Genomic DNA, 22,098 nt, shown 5'->3' on the forward strand with positions numbered 1-22,098 from the left:
GAACGTTTCCAAGTGAGGATGGCATGGCTACAGAGGACACCAAGGGCAAAAAAGCAAAAAAGAAGACCAGCACGATCAGCCAGATCGTCAAGATCTACCGATTCACTTACGAAGAGGACAAGGCCCTTCCCTGGCTGCTGGCCGCGGCCATTCTGGTGCCCACACTGATAGCAGTGGTGATCTGTCTGCTGGTTCACTTTGGCTGGCTGTCCTGGATTCTTACCGTGCTCCTGGGCATCATGGTCGGCCTGCTTCTGGCCACCATGACCCTGACAAGGCGCTCTGACCGGGTAGGCTACGCTAAGATGGAGGGCCGTCCTGGCGCTGCCGCCGCCGTGCTGAGCAGCATCTCCAAGGCAGGCTTCTCCTTCCCCCAGGAACCCGTCTGGATTGATGCCAAGACCAAGGATGCCGTCTGGAGGGGCACCGGCCGCACCGGGGTCTATCTGATAGCCGAGGGCGACTACAACCGCGTCAACAAGGCCATGAACCGCGAGGAGGAGAAGATCCGCCGCATCACCCGCGGGTCCGCCATCCCGATCTACCGGATCAGCGTGGGTCACGGCCCCGACCAGGTTCCGCTGAACAAGCTCCAGCGCACCGTGGTCAAAAAGAAGATCAAGCTGACCGCCACCGAGCTGGAGACCCTGAACGACAGGCTGGTCACCCTGCAAAAGCGGCAGAATGCACTGGGGATGCCCAAGGGCATCGATCCGACCAAGATACGCGTCAGCCGCAAGGCCATGCGTGGGCGCTGACTGTTGCGAAGGTCCCGGCATCTCCTCCAAGGAGGCGCTGGGACCTTCGCATGAAACACCCCTGTAACCTCAACGGCGCATTGCCGAAAAACCGGTCCCCTAGACTGGATGTTATGGTTTTCAGGAAAGGAGCAGTTCAGTGAAAGAACTGAAATCAAAGGCCGATTGCGAAGCTCTGATCAACCAGGAGGGCGTGGAATATGTCTCAGTCAGGTTCACGGACCTGATCGGGGTACAACAGCACTTCACCGTGCCCGCCAGTGAATTCCTGAAAGACGCTTTCACTGACGGCATGGCCTTCGACGGCTCCTCCGTCCAAGGATTCCAAGCCATCAACGAATCCGATATGAAGCTGATTCCAGACCCTGAAACAGCCTATCTGGATCCATTCCGCCGCCACCGCACTTTGAACGTGGCTTTCTCCATCGTGGACCCGGTGACCGACGAACCATACTCGCGCGACCCCCGGCAGATCGCCTCCAAGGCTGAGGCCTATCTTCGCTCCACCGGCATCGCCGACACGGCATCCTTTGCTCCTGAGGCTGAGTTCTTCATCTTCGACAAGGTCCGCTTCGAGAACAGCATGCAGCGCTCCTTCTACGAGGTCGACTCCATCGAGGCCCCTTGGAACTCGGGCGTGGATGTCGAGGAAGACGGCTCCGACAACATCGGTTTCAAGAACCGGGTCAAGAGGGGCTACTTCCCCGTGCCACCCATCGATCACTACCAGGACCTGCGCGACGACATGGTGGCCAACCTGCAGAAGGTGGGCCTGATCCTGGAGCGCTCCCATCACGAGGTGGGCGGCGCCGGCCAGCAGGAGATCAACTATCGCTTCAACACCCTGCTGCACGCTGGCGACGACCTGATGAAGTACAAGTACGTGGTTCACGAAACCGCTGCCCTGGCCGGCAAGGCGGCCACCTTCATGCCCAAGCCCATCGCCGGTGACAACGGGACTGGCATGCACTGCCATCAGTCCCTCTGGAAGGATGGCAAGCCCCTCTTCTATGACGAGAATGGCTATGGCGGACTCTCCGACATCGCCCGCTGGTACGTGGGCGGCCTGATCGAGCATGCCTCGTCCGTTCTGGCCTTCACCAACCCCTCCACCAACTCCTACAAGCGGCTGGTGCCCGGCTACGAGGCCCCGGTCAACCTGGTCTACTCGGCGCGGAACCGTTCGGCGGCCATCCGCATCCCTCTGGCCGGCACCTCGCCGGCTGCCAAGCGGATCGAGTTCCGCGCCCCCGACCCCTCCTGCAACCCCTTCCTGGCCTTCTCGGCCCAGTTGATGGCAGGACTGGACGGCATCCTCAACCACACCGAGCCTCCGGCCCCGATCGACAAGGACCTCTATGAGCTGCCTCCGGAGGAGCACGCCCAGATCAAGCAGGTGCCCGGCTCCCTGGAGGAGGCGCTGAATGCCTTGGAGGAGGACCATGACTTCCTCAGCGAGGGCGATGTCTTCACCGACGACCTTATCCAGACCTGGCTGGACTTGAAGCGCGGCGAGTTGGACCAGACCCGTCTGGCCCCCACCCCTCTGGAGTACGAGCTCTACTTCCACATCTGAGTTCTCATGCCGACTAAGGCTGGCTGACCAGCCAGGTCGCATAGGGCCTGATCCTTCCTGCTGAAAGGCCAGGCCTGTTTGTATTATCACGACCATCGGCATCCGCCAATCGATGGCAACACGCCAGCCCCGGCCTTCCGGCAGCGGTCAGGCCAGAATGAAAGGCAGGTATGAAAAACGGATCCGATGGAGGTGTAGACCGATGCGCTGGCTGCGTGAGTTCATGGAGTTGCCCGTATATCTGCGAGCCATGCTCATCGTGGACCTCATGTGCAACTTCGGCATCGGCCTGGTCATGCCCATCGAGCTGCTCTTTGCCACCCATTCCTTGGGCGCCACCATGAGCGAGGCCGCCCTCCTGGTAACTATCAGCTCGGTGGGATCCCTTATTTCCAATCCCATCATCGGATGGGTCTCTGATCGCCGCTCCTCCTGGCTGGCCATGCATACGGCCATGATCTTTTCGGTCATCGGCCCCCTGATCTTCACCGTGGCCCACAACTACCGGGCAGCAGTGGCGGGAGCCTTCGTCTCGGGCCTGGGGATGGGTATGCAGACCTCCTGGGCAAGCATTCTGACGCAGATCTCCACCCGGGAGCAACACCGGATCGTCTACGGAATAAACCAGGCCGAGCTCAACCTGGGCATCGGCCTTGGAGCGGCCGTGGGCGGACTGCTGGCCGCCGGCGGCCAGGACTTCCTTTACCGCATTGGCTTCGGCGGCAGGGCTCTGGGATTCGTCCTGCTCAGCCTGTCCCTGCTGGTCATCGAACGCCACTGGCGGCTGCGTCGGCTGACGGCTGAACTCAAGGCCAAGGCAGAGCGGGAGGCCGTCCAGGAATCCGCAGGGGCCACGGGCGCTCTGCAGGCTAAGCAGCCGGACAACAAAGAAAGCATGGCCATCAACGGCACCTTCGGAGGGCGAACTAGCTCACTGACCAGGGTGCTGGCCTCCATGGCCCTGCTGACCCTAGGCACCTTCTTCATGGACCTTTTCGGCTACTCTCAGTTTGACGCCGGTCTGGTCACCACCCTGATTTCGGATCCGCACATCCCCCGCTGGTCCCTTTCAGTGGTGGACGTGGTCAACACTTTCTCAGTGGTCATCATGAATATCGTGCTGCTGCCCCGGCTCAAGAACGCCAACCACGTGCGCCTGCTGCGCACCGTGCCGGTCTTCTGGGCTGCAGCCTGGGTGATCATCGTCCTTGGCCTGCGCCTGGATTCCACCCCCGGCGCCCTGAGCATAGCCTCCCTGGGCATCACCATTTTCGGACTGGGCGAGGTCATGATGGGCATCTCCCAGCCGGTGGTGGCCGCCGAGCTAGCCGGACCATCATTTAGCGGACGCATGTTCGGCCTGCTCAACACAGCTGCCTCCCTGGGCTACATCGTAGGACCCATGTTCGCCTCCTACATCCTGGCCGGACATGAGGTCATCCCCTTCCTGGCCATGTGTGCCATTGGCCTGGTCGTGCTGGCAGTGCCCTGGTTCCTGGCCATCCCATCGCGGCAGATCACCAGCCAGAAGAGCCCGGCCGCCATCTAATCTCAGGCAAGGCACGACGCCGGGCAAAACTTCGAAAGGGGCAGATTCGAAAGGCGTCCAAGAAGGCAGATCCGCAGTTGCCAGTCCTCATTTAAAGTCAGTCTTCGCCGGCAGCCCGACGGGCATCGCCAGGCTCCGAACCCGCCATCAAGGTCTTGGCCAGGTCCACAAACCGTTTGGTCAGCGGAGAGTCATCCAGGGATCCATCCGGTCTGAGTACAGCCGGTCGACCGGACTCTCCAGACTCGCGCAGGTCGGTCTGCAGGGGCAGCTGCTCCAGCAGGGGCACCTGATATCCCAGGTCACGGGTCAGCTGGTCGGCCACACGCTGGCCGCCTCCCTGACCGAAGATGCGAAGCCGTTCGCCATTGTGCTCGTACCAGGACATGTTTTCGATCACACCCTGGACTTTAGTGGGCAGCTGCAGGGCCACCAGACCTGAGCGAACAGCCACCTGCGAGGCCGATGGCTGGGGGGTGGTGACCACGATCAGCCGGCTGTTGGGCAGGGCCTGGGCCACGGACAGGGCCATGTCTCCGGTGCCTGGGGCTAGATCCAGCAGAAGCACATCGGGGTCGCCCCACCAGACATCAGAGAGGAACTGTTCCAGCGAGCGCTGCAGGCGCGGACCCCTCCAGAGGATGGCCCGGTCCGACCCGGCGAACATGCCGATGGAGATCAGCTTGACCCCCCAGGCGGTGACCGGCATCAACATGCCATGCAGATTGGTAGGCCGATTGCGCACGCCGAAGAGCCCAGGCAGGGAGAATCCGTAGATGTCCGCGTCAATAGCGGCCGTGTCATAGCCCAGGGCAGCCAAGGTGGCAGCAAGATTGACGGTCACCGAGGACTTGCCCACGCCGCCCTTGCCCGAGGCGATGGCAAAGATGCGGGTGCCCACGCCAGGCTTGGAAAAGGGATTGCTGCGCCGGGCCGCCTTGAGGTCGGCTACCAGGTTGCCCAGCTTCTCCCGGCTCATCGAGGAGACATCGATATGCGGGCGCAGCCGGGCTCGCGGATATGAGGTCACGGTTCCATTGATCTGGTTGGTAATAGTGGTCGACAACGGGCATCCCTTGATGGTCAGCTCCACCCGCACGGTCACCTCGTAGTCGGCTTGGGCATCCCTGGCTGGCTCGACAATGATGTCGGTGATCATGCCCAGATCAGTAATGGATCGGCCCAGTTCCGGATCGATGACCCGACTGAGCCGCTCATAGACCTCCCCCTTGATTCTTCGAGGCAGTTCCTCTAGATTCTGGGTCCCTTCCTTGCCATGCTCTGCTTGTTCCATGCCGTCACCATATCGCGCCCAGCCATCCGCTGCCAGGGCGCGGCTGGTCGGATATTGCGAATGTCACAATCAGCCTTGTGCTGGGTTGGGATCGCCGGTATCAAGCAAGCGATGGAAGCCCGCCTCGTCCAGGATCGGCAGGCCCAGACTCTCAGCCTTGTCAGCCTTGGAGCCCGGGTTGGCACCCACAACCACATAGGTGGTCCTTTTACTGACGGATCCGGAGGCCTTGCCGCCGCGCTCCACGATGGCCTCCTTGGCAGAGTCCCTGGAGAAGTCCTCCAGGCTGCCGGTGACCACCACGGTCATGCCTTTCAGGGTCTGCGGCTTGGTGCTGCGTTCGACGTGAGCACCCACCCCGGCGGCCTGCCAGGAATCCAGGATGCGCCCGCGCCAGTCGTTGGGCTGTCGGGCGCCCTGGAACCAGTCGTGGATGGAGTGCGCGATCTCGGGGCCCACGCCGTCCAGCTCGGACAAGTCCTCCACGCTGGCCTCCTCCACCGCCTCGAGAGACGGGAAGCGGGTGGCTATGGCCCGGGCCGAGGTCGGTCCCAGGTGCCGGATGGATAGGGCCACCAGAACCCTCCACAGGTCGGCATGCCTGGCCTTGTCGATCTCTTCGAGCATCTGCAGGGTGTTCCTGGAGGGTTGGGCATCAGCACTGCCCAGTGCAGCCTCCTGAGCCTGGGTCTCATGGCTGTTCATGGCCCGTTCGCCGTGGCCTGCCTGATCGCCTTTGGGCAGGTTGTAGAAGGCAGGCACACGGTACCACAGGCCGCTGCCGCCAGTCCGGCGCTTGATCGCAGCTCGTCCCTGCCGACCTTCGACTTCCGCCTGCTCCATCAGGGGGACCTCGCGCCAGACATAAACCTGGCGCAGATCCTCCGCCTTCAGGTCGAAGAGGCCTGCCTCGCTGGTCAGGACAGGATCCTGCCGAGGCGGAAGCTTCAGATCCGGATCCGGCTGGTAGGGGGCTGCCTGGCCGCCTTGGTCAACCAGAACCGCACGCAGGCCAGGAGCATAGACCTCAACGGAATCGGGCCGGTTCTCATCGGGATTGGTCAAGGCTATGGCGCTCTGCTCCCCCAGATGTTCGATATCCAGGGCTTTGCGCGAAGCCATGTGGATGATCCGCTCAGTCAGCTGGGCCGGGCAGGACTCCACATTGGGGCAGCGGATGTCCACATCGCCCTCCTTGGCCGGAGCCAGACGGGCGCCACAGCTGGGGCAGATCTCGGGCATGACGAAGGGTCTCAGGTCCTTCTCGCGCCCCTTCCTGGCCTCGACGACCGGTCCGACCAGCTCGGGAATCACATCGCCCGCCTTGCGGACCACGACCGTGTCCCCGATCAGAATGCCCTTGCGCTTGACCTCGGAAGCGTTGTGGAGGGTGGTCCTGGAGACCGTGGAACCGGCCACGGTGACCGGGGTGAGAACCGCCACCGGGGTAATCCGCCCGGTTCGGCCCACCTGGACGGTGATGTCCAGAAGCCGGGTATTGACCTCCTCCGGAGGGTACTTGTAGGCCACGGCCCAGCGGGGGGCACGGGAGGTGGCGCCCAGCCTGCGCTGAAGATCCCGGTCCTGCAGCTTGACCACGATGCCGTCCAAGGCGTGCTCGATGTCGTTGCGGTGCTGGCCGTAATAGTCGATCATGTCCAGGATCTGGTCGAAGGACGTGACGACCCGGTTGTGGGGGGAGACCGGAATCCCCCACTGCTTATAGAGGTCGTAGGCCTGGGACTGGTCGATGACCTCGTCATGAGTCCCCTTGGGATGGGCTGGCCCCCACCTCAGAGAGCCAAGGCCATGGGCGTAGAAGCTCAGACGGCGGCTGGCAGTGATGCGCGGATCCTTCTGCCTCAGGGATCCGGCGGCGGCGTTGCGGGGGTTGGCGAAGGGCGCCTTGCCCTCCTGCTCCTGTTGCTCGTTCAAGGCGTTGAAGTCGTCGAACCGCATGAAGACCTCGCCGCGGACCTCCACGAATTCGGGGATGTCGCGGGCCGGCCCGGACAGGTTCTGCGGAATGCTCGAAATAGTCCTGACGTTGAGGGTAATGTCCTCACCGGTCACCCCGTCCCCCCTGGTCAGGCCCTGCTCCAGGACCCCGTTGCGGTAGAGGAGGTTGAGGGCCAGGCCGTCGATCTTGACCTCGCTGGTCATGGGCAGGGCCTTGTCCTGCGGCCAGTCGAGCTCGCTGCGCAGCCCGTCATACCACTGGCGCAGCTCGGCGACGCTGAAGACGTCATCCAGGCTGAGCATCTGGGAGGGGTGGCGGACGGAGGCGAAGTCGTTGGAGAAAGTCCCTCCGACCCGGTGCGTCGGCGACTGGGGAGTGTCCAGGCTGGGGAAGCGGGACTCCAGCTCCTGCAGGCAGCGCATCCTGGCGTCATAGGCCGCGTCGGAGGAGACCGGCGCATTGTCTATATAGTAGGCGACCTGGTCGGACTCCACCCAGGCGGCCAGCCTAGACCAGAGGCGCTGGGCCTGCTGGGCTCCCAAGGATTCAAAGTCCAGCTCCCCCAGTCGCATGGCATCAGCATCGTCTGGTTGAAGAGAGGCTATCCATCGGTCAGTGCCCGGCCTGGGCCTGGAATCGGCATTCCCGCCCTCGTCACTGGATTGCTGGATATCTTCCCGAGCTGTTTTGTCATGCATTGAGCGACCTCATGAACTGTGCCTGTACCACATCAACACCTTCATTATCGTCGTCGTTCATCCTTGCGGCCGCCATTGACAATGTTCGGGCCGGGACGAAGAGCCCGCCGTCCACACAGATGCGTGCTGCCTGGCGAACTATCGAAGCCACCTCGGTGTGAGGCCAGACCGGCAGACCGTGTTCAGCCAGCACCCGGCGTGCCTGCCTGTGATCTTCGGGCAGGACCACGCATTGGGAGCGGGCCCTGGCCTGCAGCTCAGACAGTTCGTTCTTGAGGGCTGGTATCCGGTCGGGACTGATGTGCTCGCTCATCAGGTAGGCCGCTGCAGCTACGTCGAATTCGTCGCGCATCCATGAGGCATAAGCCAGGCGGTAGTAGGCGAAGGAGGCATCGTCCCGGTCCAGGGCCACCCGCAAGGCGTTCAGGGTGGCAGCCCGGGCCGAATCCCAGTCCTCGCGGTTGGCCAGCATGACCGCCAGCTTCAGGTGGGAGAGCGGGTAGGCGGGCGCATAGGCCACCATGGCGTTCAGATGCTTGAGGGCTGCCTGGTCCTCCTTGAGCTGTGCCAGCAAGTCGGCTATTTCCAGGTGGGCGTAGAAGAGGTTGTCAGGGATGAGCAGGGTCCGCTCCCCCGGTGTAGCGAAGAGGCGGTTATAGACCACCCGCTCGGCATAGGAATTGAAGTAGCGGGGCACCTGGTCCTCGGCCGCAAAGACGGCATCCAGATGGGCGATAGCGTCTTGCTCAACCTGTATGCCCTGGGCTGCGCCGCCGGAGAAGAGCAGATCGCGGGCCCTGACGCGCACCTTGTCCAGCTGGGAGGACAAGGAGAAGTCAAAGTCGGGAACAGGGGTGCCGTCGATCATGGCGCTGGCGACCTGTGGGGCCAGCTGTTCCAGCTCCGGGTCGCCAATACTCTGGATGATGCTTGTAGCCTCCTGGGCCTTGGCTGCTGATGTCATGGTCCGGTTTGAAGCCAGCTGGTGGAAGCCGCCTACAGCCCTCTGCAGCAGGTCGGCCCGTTGGATTGAAAGGTCCACGGCCTTATGCGCGCCCAGGGCTTTGGCGGACTTGTCGGCAAAGGTCACCTCGGAAAACTCGGGCTCCTCCTGGCTGCCATGCGGGCTGAAGCGGTCATCGCGCATGTCGAAGACAGCCTCAGTGGGCTTGAGCCCGCCTTGAGAATCCACCTGCATGGCCGCATCGAAGAAGCGGTAGATGGCACATGGATCCTTCAGACCCTGCGAACGGATGCGGGAGAGGAAGAGTTCCCTGCTGAAGACCACCGAGACCAGGTTTCGAATGGTCGGATTGCTCTGCAAGGCGCTGAGCGGATTCTGGGATCCGTCGTCAGTCTGATCAGCAGAGGCGTCTTCGCCCGAGACATCGTCGTTCGTTGTATCATCGGCGGTCGACTCATCCGAATCGGACCCATTGGTTGATGACGGCGCTGCAAAGGCGGCAGAGTCAAGGTCCACGCCCTGCATAAGATCCTTGAACTCTCGGTCTACGGATTCCTTTTCGCCCTGATCCTCGGCCTTGTCCTCTTCACTTCCCTCTTGTTGCTCAGGAGCCATCCGGGAGGCAATGGGCTTGGCGGGATCGCCATGCACATCGCCATCCTTGGGATCAGCCTTGGACCCAGTGGGGGCTACCTCGCCGGAACGCATGCGCTCAAAAGCCTCCAGGGCCTGTCCCATCATGGTCCTGATGGCCGAGTTTTGCTGGTCGACTGCCTCTTCCAGACCGATGGAGTCAATCTGAAGGCTGACCTCGCGCACGGACGGATCCACCCCAAAGGCCAGGGCAGCCATCATCAGCCCGACGCGCAGGTTGTAGTCAGCACTCATGGCGGAACGCTCACCGTCGTTCAGATCCCGCCAGGCCCTTGACTGGTCTTCATAACGGCTGGAGGGCATCATGGTGCGTCCTGCCGCGGTGAAGGCCAGGGCCACCTGTCCTTGGGCGAGGTTTGACCTGAACTCTACATCGAAACGGAAGGGCAGTCGGAGGGATCGCACCAGCATGGACAGCGTCTGCCGGTAAACCCACTCGGATCGCACCGGCTCCTGGCCCTGGCCGTCCGCTCGCACCGGCAGAGCCTGGGGAGCTTGTTGTCGGACCATGACGGCGGTGGCCGCAGCCTTATCAACCATGGCGTTGATAGCAGTCCGCCCGTCGTCCTCCAGGGGGTCGAAACGAATCGGATAGTCCCCCGGGCGCATCAGGGCGACAATGGCAGGATCATCCAAAAGGGCCTGGTCCAGCCGGGTTGCCTGGACACGGTTGACCGAGTCCTCAGTGGGCAGCGTTCCCAGCCGGGCATTGCGCTCCAGCCAGGCGCTGACAGCGGCAAACCTGTTGAGATTGCCCTCGATGCGCAGGGCCGCCAGAGCGGCAGTGAACTCCAGTCCGTTGTCCCAGCTCAGGAAGTAAGCCCCTGAATAAGAGGAGGCATACAGATGCAGGGGCTCGGCCCCATGAACGGCCTCAAGACCCGAGACGGGCGAGAGTGCCCCAGCCTCACGCATCAGGTCGGCGAACAGATCCTCCAGGCCGGAGACCCGCTGCCCGTGGGAGCGCGCCTGGATCATGTCGCCCACGCTGCGTCGGATGGCTCCCATGGGCGCCTCCCGGTTGAGCCGGTAGAAGATGTTACCCGAGCCGAACCCAGTGAAGGTTCCCTGGATGCGCGGCAGCAGGCAGGCGGCGAAGAAGGCAATGGCTACGGCATCCCGGTACTCCAGGTCCTGGCGCATCTCAGGAGGCAGGAGTGGACGCAGCTGCTCGAGTGAATAGCGGCCATCGGCTCGCAGCCAGGAGGCCAGCCAACGCATGTGGCCAGCATCGTCTCTGCCTGCTACAGCACCCTGCAGGGCGCGGACCGGCCCCGAATCCTGACCTAGATCACGGCCCAGCCGACGACCGTCGGCCAGGGTCACCTCCTCTTCCCGGCCCAGCAAGAAGGCAGGCTCCATGTTCTGCAAGTCCATCCGGCTCTGCTCGCCGATGAAAACCCGGCCATGATCGTCGGCCAGAGCGATCTGAGCAAAGTGACGACGATCGGTGAAGACTCCCAGCGCGAAGCCGCGGCCGGGCGCATCTGGCCACTGGACCCAGCCCAGCGTCAGTCCCTCGGGCACGCCCTGTAAGCGGGGGAAGAGCCGACGCTTGACAGCGACACCTAAAATACGGCTGTGGGAGGCCAGAAAAGCGCGCATCTGACGATCATCAGGATGACGCCCCGTCCGGTTGATCAGATTGATCATGTCGGCCGCCGAAGAATTCAGGGGATGATCTCCGCGACCCCCTGTGGTCGGCCGAGAGGAGCCTGCCAGTCCCTCCAGTGCGGAAAGAATGGAACGGCCCAGGCCGGACAGATCCCCGAACCCCCGGGACTTCTTCGCGTTCTTGGACATACTTTCGATTGTCCCAATCCAGCCCGACATGTCGCCGTTAGAATAAAACCGTGATGATTCTGCCAGTCCTGCGACGCCCCACCCCGGCCAGGGGCACGACCATCCGCCTCCTGGCAGCACTTGTCGTTGTGCTTGTCCTCGAACTGGGGGTATTCAATCTGGCTCATTGGCAGTCGCTGGCGGCTTCCTCCTCAAACTCTTCGGCAAGGACTACGGACAGCACTCAGTCCCGACCGGACCGGCTGGGACCAGGGCTGTCCACACTGCCGGGCGGAAGACTAAAGGTCACCGATCCATCCAGGGCCTGGATGGATGTCCCTGTCGCCGATGGACAGGCATCCTTCGTTCAGGCCCATCTGGCAGAAGACATCAAGGGTCCATCCCTGTCGCAGATCCATGTACGTCTTGACCTGCGCCTGGCCGGCGACAGGGGTTGGATCCAGGGCACCCGAGGGCTGATCTGCCCCGGTCAGACCCGCAGCCACTATCTGCGCGTCAGAGGGAATCCCAACGGCGCCCGGATCCAGGCCATGCGCCTATGGATACAGGAGCCCATCGGGTCCAGGCTGCAGCTGAGCGGAATGACCCCGGCAAAGGTGGTCCCCCTGGACCTCAACCCGGCGCGGATACTGATGCTGGCCTGTTTTGCGGCGCTGATCCTGGGCTACCTGCCCGGCTCGGTCCTCTGGCGGACCCGGCTGGATACAAGCTCAGCGAGTCAGCATCTGGCCCTGGCCATGATTCTGGCTCCGCTGGCAGCCTGGTCCTGCTGGAACATCCAGCACGATCTGTCCACCTTCACTCCCATGGCCTATCACCAGCCGAACGCCTACGTATACGACTTCAACCAGTACGACCACGTAGCTCAGGCCCTGCTGCATGGATGCCCCTGGCTGGATCTGGGCCAGGCGCCGGGTCTGGCCAAGGCAGCCAACCCCTTCGACATAGCCACCCGTAACGCGCTGCTGGCCCAGGACCAGCAACCCATATATTGGGACTACGTCTACCGGGGCGGCCACTGGTATTCCTACTTCGGTGTCCTGCCGGTGCTGCTGCTCTTCCTGCCCTACCGAGTGATAACCAGCCTGGTGCATCCGGGCGGCTATGCCCTGCCCACCAGTTCGGCTGCGGCCCTGCTGGTCGCGACGGCCACCGTCATGACGGCCCTAGCTACCATCCGCCTGCTGGCCCGCTGGTTCCCACGAGTCAATCTGGCCGTGGTCGGCATGGCCCTTATAACCATGCTGGGAGGATCCGGCATGGTCTACCTCTGGTGCCGCCGCAACTTCTATACGATCCCTTTCGATGCCTCCCTGCTGGCGGTCATGACCGGGCTCTGGCTCTGGATGGGGGCCAGACGGGTTCAGCGACAGGCTGCAAACGCCGGTGAGCGTTCGGGGCGTGGATCAACACGGATGTGGACCGTGGAGGACGGGGACCAACCCTGGCATCTGTCCAAATCTCGGCTCTTTCTGGGATCGCTGTCAGTGGCCGCCACCCTGGGCTGTCGGCCCACCTTCTTCGCTGCCGGCCTGCTGGCGCTGCCCCTGTTTGTCAAGGAGATAAGGACTGTCGTCAAGGCCCTGTTCACGCGTGGACGCCATCCGGCTGGCATGTCCCGGAGGCGGGCACTGTCCCTGCTGGCCTGCTGCCTCTTGCCGGTCCTCCTGGTCGCCGCCCCTCTGCTCTGGTACAACCGTTGGCGCTTCGGGTCCCTGCTGGATTTCGGCAACCGGTATCAGATGACCGTCCTGGACCTGACCAACTACCATCCCGGCATCCAGGGCCTGCTTCAGATCTTTGGCTACTACCTGCTGCAACCTTTGACCACCCTGCCGGTCTTCCCCTACTTGCAATTCTCCCCCGCTCCCATGCGGGTCTGGCACTTCACCGAGCCTGGCCTGGGCGGGCTCCTGGTCACCACCCCGTCACTCGCGCTGGCCCTTGCTCTTCTTGCTCTGCCCCGGGTGCGAAAAGAGCTACAGCGTCGGGGATGGATGCCCGCCTTGGTCTTGGCCCTGGCTCTGGCAGCCCTGGTCATGGCTGCAGACTCCTATCTGGGTGGATTTTCGGTGCGCTACACCATTGATTTCGCCTGGTTGGTCTGCCTGGTCGCCGTTGTGGCCATGGCCGCCGCATCCTCGACATATGAAGACGGCCGCCCCGCAGCGGAAGCGGCCGTCATGAGCCTGCTGACACTGGGGTGCCTGGCTGGTCTGGTCCTGGCCTTGGTCAACGCCATAGTCCTGCTGGAGCACTTCGACCCCAGTCAGGCCATGAACGTAGCCGTCTGGTTCCTAGCACCCTGAGCCCAGCCGACTACGGTATCAGGAGTCCAGACCCTGCTGCTTGAGGGCCTGGTGATACCGGTCGACCATGTCGGCCACGATGCCATTGCCATCACCGCCCGACAGGGTGATCACCGAGGCCAGGGGCATGGTGTCAAAGAGCTGGGCTGTATTGGGATCGTCGGGCAGAGGTATGCCATCCTGCTCGATACGATCGCGCAGGATGGGCCCGCCGATCGAATTCTCGCGCCACTCCGCCATGGTCGATTCAGCGTTCAACGGAATAAAGCGGCCGTCGCCATCCACCTGCAGGTCCTGCTCCGCAACCAGATCGCGACTGGAGGTGCCCACTTGGATGCGGTAAGTGCCCGCCTCCACATGCCAGCCATCCATGACCGTTGACCAGTAGGCGAAGTCGCGCTCAGTCAGGTCCATGCTCACTCGGCTGGACTGTCCGGCTTTCAGGAAGACCTTGGTGAAGGCCTTGAGCTCATGGCTGGGCCGATTCACCCGGCTGGAGCAGGGGGCCACATAGACCTGCACGGTCTGAGCGCCATCCGCCTGCGAGGTGTTGGTCACGGTCACCTCCACCCGAGCCGAGTTGGCTCCGGTCTTGGTCACCGCAATCTGTTTAAGTGCAAAGTCGGCATAGGACAGCCCGAATCCGAAGGGGAAGGCCACTGGTCGCTGGAAAGTATCGTAGTAGCGGTACCCCACGTAGACGCCCTCGCCATAGCGGGAGTGACCCTCCTCGCCAGGGAAGGAGGTAATGGTGGGGTTGTCCTCCAGCCGGACCGGAATGGTTTCAGGCAGATGACCCGAGGGGTTAGCGGCACCGGTCAGCACATCCACCACGGCGCGTCCGCCCTCCTGGCCCAGCAACCAGGTTTCCAGCAGACCCTTGGTATTGTCCATCCAATCGGCAACCGTCACCACTGCTCCGTTGGAAAGGACGGCAACCACCCGGTCGTTGACCTCGGACACGGCCCTGAGCAGAGCCACTTGCTTGTCGGGAAGATCCATACTGGTGCGGTCGAAGCCCTCGGACTCGGCGTATTCAGGCAATCCCAGGAAGAGCACCACGGTGTCGGCTCCGCGCGCTACCTCAAGCGCCTGCTGGGTCAGAGCAGGATCCTGTTCCTTCTCGTCCAACGTGAACCCGGGAGCAAAGTCCACATTTATGCCAGCCTCTTTGAAGCCACCCAGGACCGAGGAGACCTCGGTGGGTGTGATGTGCGAGGAGCCTCCGCCCTGGTAGCGCGGAGTCCGGGCGAACTCACCGATGACGGCGATCTTCTCCTTCGGGTCAAGGGGCAGGATCCGGTCCTCGTTGCGCAAGAGGACGATGGACTCCTGGGCCGCTCGACGAGCCATGTTGTTGTGTTCCTGGACGTCGTAGCGATAATCCTGTCGGGACATGGCCGGACGGGCCTTTTCGATCAGGTCCAGGACCCCCTGGGCCATGCGGTCCAGCTGTTCCTTGTCCAGCTTGCCAACCTGTACGGCCTGGACTACCTGGTCGTCAGTGCGGGAAGGCGGCATCTCCAGGTTGAGCCCGGCCTGCAAGGCATTGACCCTGTTGTGGACGGCACCCCAGTCGGACATGACCATGCCCTGGTAGCCCCACTCACCGCGCAGAACGTCCGTCAGCAGCCAGCGGTTCTCTGAGCTGAAGACCCCGTTGAGCTTGTTGTAGGCGCACATGATGGTCCATGGCTTGGCATTCCTGACCACATATTCGAAGGCCGGCAGATAGATCTCGCGCAGGGTGCGCATGTCCACGTCAGAGCTGACCCTGAGCCGGTCTGTTTCCTGGTTGTTGGCTGCAAAGTGCTTCAGAGAGGTTCCCACCCCCTTGGACTGGACCCCTTCGACCAAACCTGCGGCTTCATGCCCGGCCAGCACAGGATCCTCCGAGTAAAACTCGAAATTACGACCGCCCAGCGGGCTGCGCTTGATATTGATACCGGGTCCCAGGATTACGGCCACCTTCTCCTGGACGCACTCCTCGCCCATGGCCTGGCCCACCTGGTAGGTCAGATCAGGGTTCCAGGAGGAGGCCAGTCCCGCTGTCGGGGGGAAGCAGGTGGCCGGGACCGATCCGTAGACGTCGGAGCCAGTGGCCTTGCGCAGGCCATAGGGACCGTCGGTGATCATATAGCCTTCATAGCCCTTGTCGGTCAGTCCCTGCAGGTGCCAGGAGTCGGATCCCGAGGTCAGCGAGGCCTCCTCTTGCAGTTCCAAATCCTTGGCTTTGGTACGCGATTCTTCTGTCATGTCTTTTTTCCTTTCGGGTTTGGTTGGCCGGGCCGCTGCTCAGCACAGGTCCGGATTACAGGTTTTCAGACTCACTTGACCTTGCGAATCATCATGATGAATACGGTTCCCACCAGCAGGCAGGCGATGGCGACCGGGAAGATCATCCTGTAGCCGTCGAAGAGTCCAATGACCAGCGTGGTGCACCCGGGAGCGATCACCTGACCGATCGTATTGGCCAGGTTGAGGATGCCCAGATCCTTGCCTGCCTCCTTGGCGTTCGGCAGCACATCGACGTTCAGCGCCTGATCGACTGACATGTAGCAGCCATTGCCGATTCCAGCCAGGGCGGCATAAATGTACATACCCGTTGCAGTTGGCATCAGGAATGGGAAGAGTATGCCGATAGCGAGAATCAGACAGCTAGTGGCTACAATCACCTTTCTCCTGTGCAGAAAGTCCGAAAGCGGGCCCGAAACCACGGAGGCCAGGATGGTGGTCACCACTGAGATCAGGGCCATGATCTTGAGTGTGGATGCGGCCTGGGCATCGCTCAGGTGACAGTACTTTTGCAGTATGTAGAGCTGGTAGCCCTGGATCATGAAGCATCCGACGACGAAAGTGAACCTGCCCAGAAGCGCCAGGTAGAAGTCGCGGCAATTTTTGGTGGGCGGTATGAAGGACCGGCCGACATCTGCCCAGGTTCGTTCCACGACCGTGTTGGCAGCCGACTTCTCCCGGGGCCAGATCAACACAGTGAGGATACCAGAGAAGAGGAAGATGATCATGGCGACTACAAGGCCTGTATGGATGCTGGCTATGAAGGAGCTGCCGATGATGGTTCCCAGCTGCTGGCCGATGACCTGGCTGGCGCCATAGAGTGCCGAATAGGTTCCCCTGGTCGACTCAGGAATCCTGTCTGAAAGGACTGCCACGGCCGGGGCTATCAGGCAGTTGATGCCCACCTGCACAATGCACCAGCCGAGGATGATCATGGCAAGTGTATGGGACTGGATAACCAGCAGAAAACCAAGGGCGCCGATAATTCCGCCCAACACGATCCAAGGGGTGCGCTTGCCGACTCGGAACCTCGACATGTCTGAGAGAGCACCGAAAACAACGTTGGCCACTAAGGCGAACACGCAGCCGATCGAATTCATTGTCCCCAGAGCCGCTTCAGCGCTGACCCCATGCAGGGAATTGAAAATCTGCGGCAGGAGGACCCCGGATCCCATGGTAAAGGGCGCAGCCCAGAGCAGGGATACCAGGACGAAGCCAATGGCAAAGCGGACCTTCTCCGCATTGTTGAGCCTTCTGCCCGTGTCCGGAGCCAGGCTCGCGTCAATGCCCCGGTCCGCTGCGGCGCCTCCGGTCTCATCTGCGGAGGCCATGGCCTTGATGTCTTCCCCGACTCGAGCGCCAACCCCCTCAGCTGGATTTCTCCTTTGACCCTTATTTCCGTTCCCCATTATCGTCTTTCCTTCCTGTGCAACCCTGCAGTCAGTGGCTCATCATTGAGCCTAACCAATCTCCCCCTTCCATGATGAATGGTCACTTAGAACTTATTATCGGAGCAAACCAGCCAGCAAACGGGCCACAGTCACAATTGTTTTTCAATCGCTGACACGACTGAGTCAGCATTCCGCTGGAATTCCGAGGGTTCAGGCAGGAGCGACAGGGCCAGATACCCATTCCCTGGCATGTCGAAAAAGTATCCGGGCTGGCCAGTCAGCCCGTAGGACCCGATCAAGCGAAGGATCAGCTCCTCCTCGTCGATGACCTGAGGGAAGCGAAGAAGAACGTTCCAGCCAGCCTCAGGCCTGAGCAGAGAGAGGCAGGACTCCTTTAGAACCAGTGTCTGTCTCAGGATTTCGAAATTGCCCCTGACACGTTCACCCACTCGGCTGGTCTGGCCAGGAATATCCGAGAGCATGGCCTCCATATCCCTGGTGATCAGAAGACTCATGGGCAGGTAATCATCCGCAATCAGATCAAGATGGCGCTTGGCCTCGGCAACCTGGTCGGCCGGCCCGGAAACCTGGATCCAGCCCACCTTGGCATGGGGAGCTGCCAGGCTCTTCGAGAATCCGTCCAAGGCGAAGGTCAGCACCCGATCCTCACCAGCCAGCCGGGCACGACCCGGCAAGGGGTCCAGCGGGTAATCGAAGAAGACCTCATCCGCTATGATAGCCACCCCCTGCCGCTGGCAGAGTTCCAGCAGCGACCGGCGTTCTTCCGGGTGAATGTAGGAACCCGTGGGATTGTTGGGGTTGATAAGGACCAAAGCGCGGATACAATCGCCCTCAGGTCCTTCCAGAGCCTGTCTGACCGTGGCCAGGTCAAGGACCCATGATCCGTCGTAGGCCAGGCGGTATGGAATTGTCCGGACACATTCCAGACCGGCGATGGATTCGATCAGGGGATATCCAGGCCTGGGCTCCAGAATGGCATCACCCGGATCGCAGAGAAGCTTCATCAGCCAGGAATAAGCCTGGGATGTCGAGGAGAGCAGGTAGAGGTCATCAGGATCGACCGCCGCACCGTCCACGCTCTGATTCGCTTCCTGACGCCTGGTCAGAAACTCAGCCAGGGCCTGGCGGGCCACACGAGGTCCTCTCGGTTCGGCCTCATAGACTTGGGGCAGGAACGAGGGGGCCAGTCCGAAGCGGGTGGGGTTGGAATCATTCAGCCTGCCCAGCTTGAGCCCTTGGGAGCGTGCTCCTGACTCGGCCAGAGCAATGCGATTGAGGCGGTCAGACCCTGTACGGTGAGAAAAATGCACGATTCTTCAGCTCCTCATGCGATCCAGCAGTGGCCGGAACGTCCCAAACAAGTTGGTCGCAGAAAAGCCCTGCTTCACCCCAGACGCTTTTGCCGAAGGTCAGCCAGATAGGCGGCGCCGACAATGCCGGCCTGATTGCGCAGCTTGGCAGCCACGATGGGAGTCTTGATGTCAATGTGAGGCAGGAACTTCTCGCTCATCCGACTGACACCGCCGCCGACGACGAAGAAATCGGGATTGAAGTAGTGCTCAAGCAGTCGGTAGTATTTGGTCAGACGGTTGGCCCACTTCTTATAGCTCAGCTTCTTGCGGTCGCGCACCGAAGAGGCCGCGTACTTCTCTGCGTCCTTGCCGTCCAGCGTCAGGTGGCCCAACTCACTGTTGGGGATCAGAACACCGTTGTAGATCAGAGCCGTGCCGATGCCGGTACCCAGCGTAGTGGCGATGACCAGACCCCTCTGTCCCTTGGCCGCCCCGTACTGTACCTCGGCAAGGCCGGCCGCATCTGCGTCGTTGACAACGCTGACGGGCCTGCCGCAGGCCTTGGAAAGGACCTCCTGAACATTGGTTCCCACCCAGGCTTGATCCAGGTTGGCCATGAAATCAAGCGGCTTGTCAGGCTTAACAGGTGCCGGAAAAGCGATGCCCACAGGTACGTCCGAGGAAACTTCGAAGCGGTCCAGGAGCTCTTTGACCACGACTCCTACAGCCTCCGGCGTCGAGTGCTCCGGGGTCAGAATTTTCTTGCGCGGCTCTGCAAAATCGCCGATCGTCAGGTCAACAGGGGCAGCCTTGATGCCGGATCCACCAATATCCACTCCAAAAGCCTGCGCTGTTTCAATCATTGCTGCTCCTTAGCTGATCAAAGATGAGGGTCCGAACCGGCACGGTAGCGATTGTACCCCAAGCCATGTCTCTGCAACCCTCGGCAGCGGCACAAGCCGGACCAAGCGCAGACCATTCCGCCGGCCTTGTGCAACTACATGCAGTGAAAAGAATTGGGTGGAATAATGAGGTTATGACCGAACATACACAGCTTATTGACGCAGTCAACGTGCGAATCACCACCAGAGAATACGATCCCAAGCCCATCGATCCCGAACTAGCCAGGCAGCTGGGCAGCACTCTGAACGCTCTGAACACGCTGAGCGGCCTGGACATGCAGCTGGTTCTGGGCAAACCCGACGCCTTCGCGGCCGACAACGCTTCCGGCCACCTGGCCAATGCGGCCAACTACCTTGCCCTAGTCGGACCCAAAGATGATCAGAAGAGCCTGGAAAAAGCCGGCTTTTATGGCGAGCGCATAGTTCTTGCCGCCACCTTATACGGACTGGGGACAGGATGGGTGTCGGGCAGCTGGGACCGCCAGGCGGCCGAGCGCCACTGCCGGATCACCCCCGGCCAGTCGCTCTATCTAGTGGTCACCATCGGCTATCCGGCCGACCAGGTCGGCTACGGCAACCAGGACTTCGACAAGCTTTGCCGACGTCAGAGCGAGCATCGAACCTCCAAGAGCTACGAGGAGCTGACTTCATCCATGAGCGCGCAGGATCGCCAAGATGCTCCGGAATGGTTCAAGGCCGGCGTGGCTGCCGCCGCCAAGGCTCCTTCAGCCATGAATGGGCAGCCAGTGCTATTCGCTTGGGACAAGGGCTCAGGCGATGCGATCGCCACATTGGACCCCTCGGTCGCCTATGGTTCCGCCGTTGATCTGGGCATAGCCAAAATGAACTTTCAGATCGGAGCCGGAGGCGGCACATGGACCTGGGGCGACAAAGGCCGCTTTATCAGGTCCTGACCATGGCTGTACCCCGTGATCAGGCAAGGGGGCCGTGTAGGGTGATGACCTATGGACAATGGAGCATCATCACAGTCAGCCACTGAACCGAGCACTGAAGCAGGTTCGACCACCCTTTACCTGACCCGACACGGCAGAACAACGGCCAATGTCATGCACCTGATGCAGGGGTGGTCCGATTTCCCCCTGACCAGGCTAGGCCGCGAGGACGTGCGCCAGTTCGGCCGGGGTCTGCGGCCCATTCGTTTCCGGGCAGCCTGGAGCGGCAATCTGAGCAGACAATATGAAACGGCCCGTCTGGCCCTCGACATGTCCGGCAATGGGGACCTGCGCGTGGGCGTTGACCCTGACCTGCGCGAGGATAATTTCGGCAGTTTCGAGGGTCGGGACGAGCGTACCACTCTGGACCAGGTCTGCGCCGCCATGGGTTTCAAGGACTTCGCTACGGCCAAGGCGGCCTACGGCAGGAACATCTCCGTCCATATGCAGGACACCTTCCACCGGCTGGATGCCCAGGACGTCCTGTCTGCCGGACTGGAGGAACAGGATCGGGCTGAGGCCACGGCCCAGGTCCGCAGCAGGATGATCGCGGTGCTGACACGCATCGCCCAGTCCGCAATCGAAGAGGGCGGCGGACCTGTCCTGGTGGTCTCCTCGGGCATGTGCCTGCAACAGTTCCTGGTGGCCATCGACGACCACTGCCCCATTCCCGGCATGGACAACACGGCAGTCACCAAGGTGATTTATGGGCATGACGGATTCCGCCTGGCGGGCCCGGTCGGCTCCATGGAGTACTTCCGAGCAGGAAGTCAGGACGAGTAGCAGGCAGAACTGTCAGGCGCATTGCACTTCTCTGACTGTTAGATTTTTAGCGGCTCTATTTCCTTCCTGACGTGTCTTAAAAATGCACCAGCGGCGAGAGGGAATTGACCATTCCAAAGAGCACAGCTATATTGAAATCATCAGTTTCAGGGAAGGTGAAAGTCCTTACTGGCGGTATCCGGCTGAATACCGGGAGCCCGCGACCCGCGCAAGCGGTGGATATCGGTCGAAGTCCGAAGCCAACGGTTACAGTCCGGATGGAAGAAACGAGGCCCTCTATGCGCATGCCCAATTCTCATACACACACCGTTGCAAACAAGGACACGCGCTTCAATGATGTCCACTCCACAGGAGCGGGCGGTTCAGGACGCTGGTCTACCAAGCGGATCGCAGTCTACGCGCTCTTCGTAGCCCTGGCCATGGTTCTAAGCTTCTTCTCCTTCCCGATCTTTCCTGCGGCCCCCTGGCTCAAATACGACCCCTCGGGCATCGTCGTCCTGGTGTGTGGCTTCGCCTTCGGACCAGCGGCTGCCGCCATCATCTCCATCCTGGGATTCGTTCCTCACCTGTTCACCAACCCCTTCGGCGCTCTGATCTCGATGATCGTGGCCTTGGCCCTGAGCGTGCCGGCAGCCTTGATCTACCGCAGGTTGCACAGCCGTAAGGGAGCGGTCATCGGGATCGTCTCCGGCGCTATTCTGGGCGTGATCGCAGCCATCCTGTGCAACGTGGTAATCACACCCTTCTACGCACACATGTCCATGGCCAAGGTGGTCGCCATGATCGTGCCGATCCTCCTGCCCTTCAACCTGATGAAGTTCGCCATCCACGGCGTGGTCACCTTCCTGCTCTACAAGCCCATCTCCACACTGATCAACAAGTAGGCCACGGCGGTT

14 protein-coding genes and 1 riboswitch are annotated in these 22,098 nt (G+C 61.7%); of the genes, 7 read left to right on the plus strand and 7 right to left on the minus strand.

The genetic code is table 11. The annotated features are described in order from the left end of the window. Window positions 1-23: 23 nt before the first annotated feature. The 3 genes from GYM67_RS05860 (at window position 24) to GYM67_RS05870 (ending at window position 3,883) form a co-directional block, all read left to right on the plus strand. On the plus strand, window positions 24-758 hold the full coding sequence (locus tag GYM67_RS05860) for a DUF4191 domain-containing protein (RefSeq protein WP_220236037.1): 735 nt from the start codon (window positions 24-26) through the stop codon (window positions 756-758). A gap of 139 nt (window positions 759-897) precedes the next feature. Continuing rightward, a complete protein-coding gene (gene glnA, locus GYM67_RS05865) occupies window positions 898-2,334 on the plus strand; it encodes a type I glutamate--ammonia ligase (protein ID WP_220236038.1) in 1,437 nt (478 codons plus the stop codon). Between the two features lie 202 nt (window positions 2,335-2,536). Then, a complete protein-coding gene (locus tag GYM67_RS05870) occupies window positions 2,537-3,883 on the plus strand; it encodes an MFS transporter (protein WP_220236039.1) in 1,347 nt (448 codons plus the stop codon). A 97-nt stretch (window positions 3,884-3,980) separates the two neighbouring features. Here GYM67_RS05870 and GYM67_RS05875 read toward each other — a convergent pair whose 3' ends face one another. The 3 genes from GYM67_RS05875 to GYM67_RS05885 all read right to left on the minus strand — a co-directional run bounded on the left by GYM67_RS05875 (window position 3,981) and on the right by GYM67_RS05885 (window position 11,106). After that, window positions 3,981-5,177: an Mrp/NBP35 family ATP-binding protein gene (locus tag GYM67_RS05875; protein WP_220236040.1), complete on the minus strand. Its 1,197-nt coding sequence runs from the start codon at window positions 5,175-5,177 to the stop codon at window positions 3,981-3,983. Window positions 5,178-5,246: 69 nt separating this feature from the next. Next, window positions 5,247-7,835, minus strand: a complete 2,589-nt coding sequence (gene ligA, locus GYM67_RS05880; RefSeq protein ID WP_220236041.1) for an NAD-dependent DNA ligase LigA — start codon at window positions 7,833-7,835, stop codon at window positions 5,247-5,249. After that, entirely contained in the window at window positions 7,828-11,106 is a 3,279-nt protein-coding gene (locus tag GYM67_RS05885; RefSeq protein ID WP_472841095.1) for a tetratricopeptide repeat protein, read from the minus strand. Before GYM67_RS05885 ends, ligA begins: the two co-directional genes overlap by 8 nt. 200 nt (window positions 11,107-11,306) lie before the next feature. On the opposite strand from GYM67_RS05885, the gene GYM67_RS05890 reads away from it, so the two are divergent. Further along, window positions 11,307-13,565, plus strand: a complete 2,259-nt coding sequence (locus GYM67_RS05890) for a hypothetical protein (RefSeq protein WP_220236042.1) — start codon at window positions 11,307-11,309, stop codon at window positions 13,563-13,565. A gap of 18 nt (window positions 13,566-13,583) precedes the next feature. Here GYM67_RS05890 and GYM67_RS05895 read toward each other — a convergent pair whose 3' ends face one another. From GYM67_RS05895 to ppgK, 4 genes are all read right to left on the minus strand, one after another. Then, a complete protein-coding gene (locus tag GYM67_RS05895; protein WP_220236043.1) occupies window positions 13,584-15,821 on the minus strand; it encodes a glycoside hydrolase family 3 C-terminal domain-containing protein in 2,238 nt (745 codons plus the stop codon). A 71-nt stretch (window positions 15,822-15,892) separates the two neighbouring features. After that, window positions 15,893-17,269, minus strand: coding sequence for an MFS transporter (locus GYM67_RS05900; protein WP_258561456.1), 1,377 nt, complete (start codon window positions 17,267-17,269; stop codon window positions 15,893-15,895). 131 nt (window positions 17,270-17,400) lie between these two features. Next, window positions 17,401-18,582, minus strand: coding sequence for a pyridoxal phosphate-dependent aminotransferase (locus GYM67_RS05905; RefSeq protein ID WP_220236044.1), 1,182 nt, complete (start codon window positions 18,580-18,582; stop codon window positions 17,401-17,403). Window positions 18,583-18,656: 74 nt separating this feature from the next. Further along, on the minus strand, window positions 18,657-19,427 hold the full coding sequence (ppgK, locus tag GYM67_RS05910) for a polyphosphate--glucose phosphotransferase (RefSeq protein ID WP_220236045.1): 771 nt from the start codon (window positions 19,425-19,427) through the stop codon (window positions 18,657-18,659). Between the two features lie 173 nt (window positions 19,428-19,600). On the opposite strand from ppgK, the gene GYM67_RS05915 reads away from it, so the two are divergent. From GYM67_RS05915 to GYM67_RS05925, 3 genes are all read left to right on the plus strand, one after another. Then, window positions 19,601-20,380, plus strand: coding sequence for a nitroreductase family protein (locus tag GYM67_RS05915; protein ID WP_220236046.1), 780 nt, complete (start codon window positions 19,601-19,603; stop codon window positions 20,378-20,380). A 51-nt stretch (window positions 20,381-20,431) separates the two neighbouring features. Further along, entirely contained in the window at window positions 20,432-21,202 is a 771-nt protein-coding gene (locus tag GYM67_RS05920) for a histidine phosphatase family protein (RefSeq protein ID WP_220236047.1), read from the plus strand. Window positions 21,203-21,340: 138 nt separating this feature from the next. After that, window positions 21,341-21,475, plus strand: a riboswitch (FMN riboswitch). A gap of 5 nt (window positions 21,476-21,480) precedes the next feature. Beyond that, complete coding sequence (locus GYM67_RS05925) at window positions 21,481-22,086, plus strand: ECF transporter S component (protein WP_258561604.1); 606 nt, start codon at window positions 21,481-21,483, stop codon at window positions 22,084-22,086. Window positions 22,087-22,098: the final 12 nt, after the last annotated feature.

Origin of the sequence: Bifidobacterium asteroides (genome assembly GCF_019469425.1) — a bacterium.
GTDB lineage: Bacteria > Actinomycetota > Actinomycetes > Actinomycetales > Bifidobacteriaceae > Bombiscardovia > Bombiscardovia asteroides_I.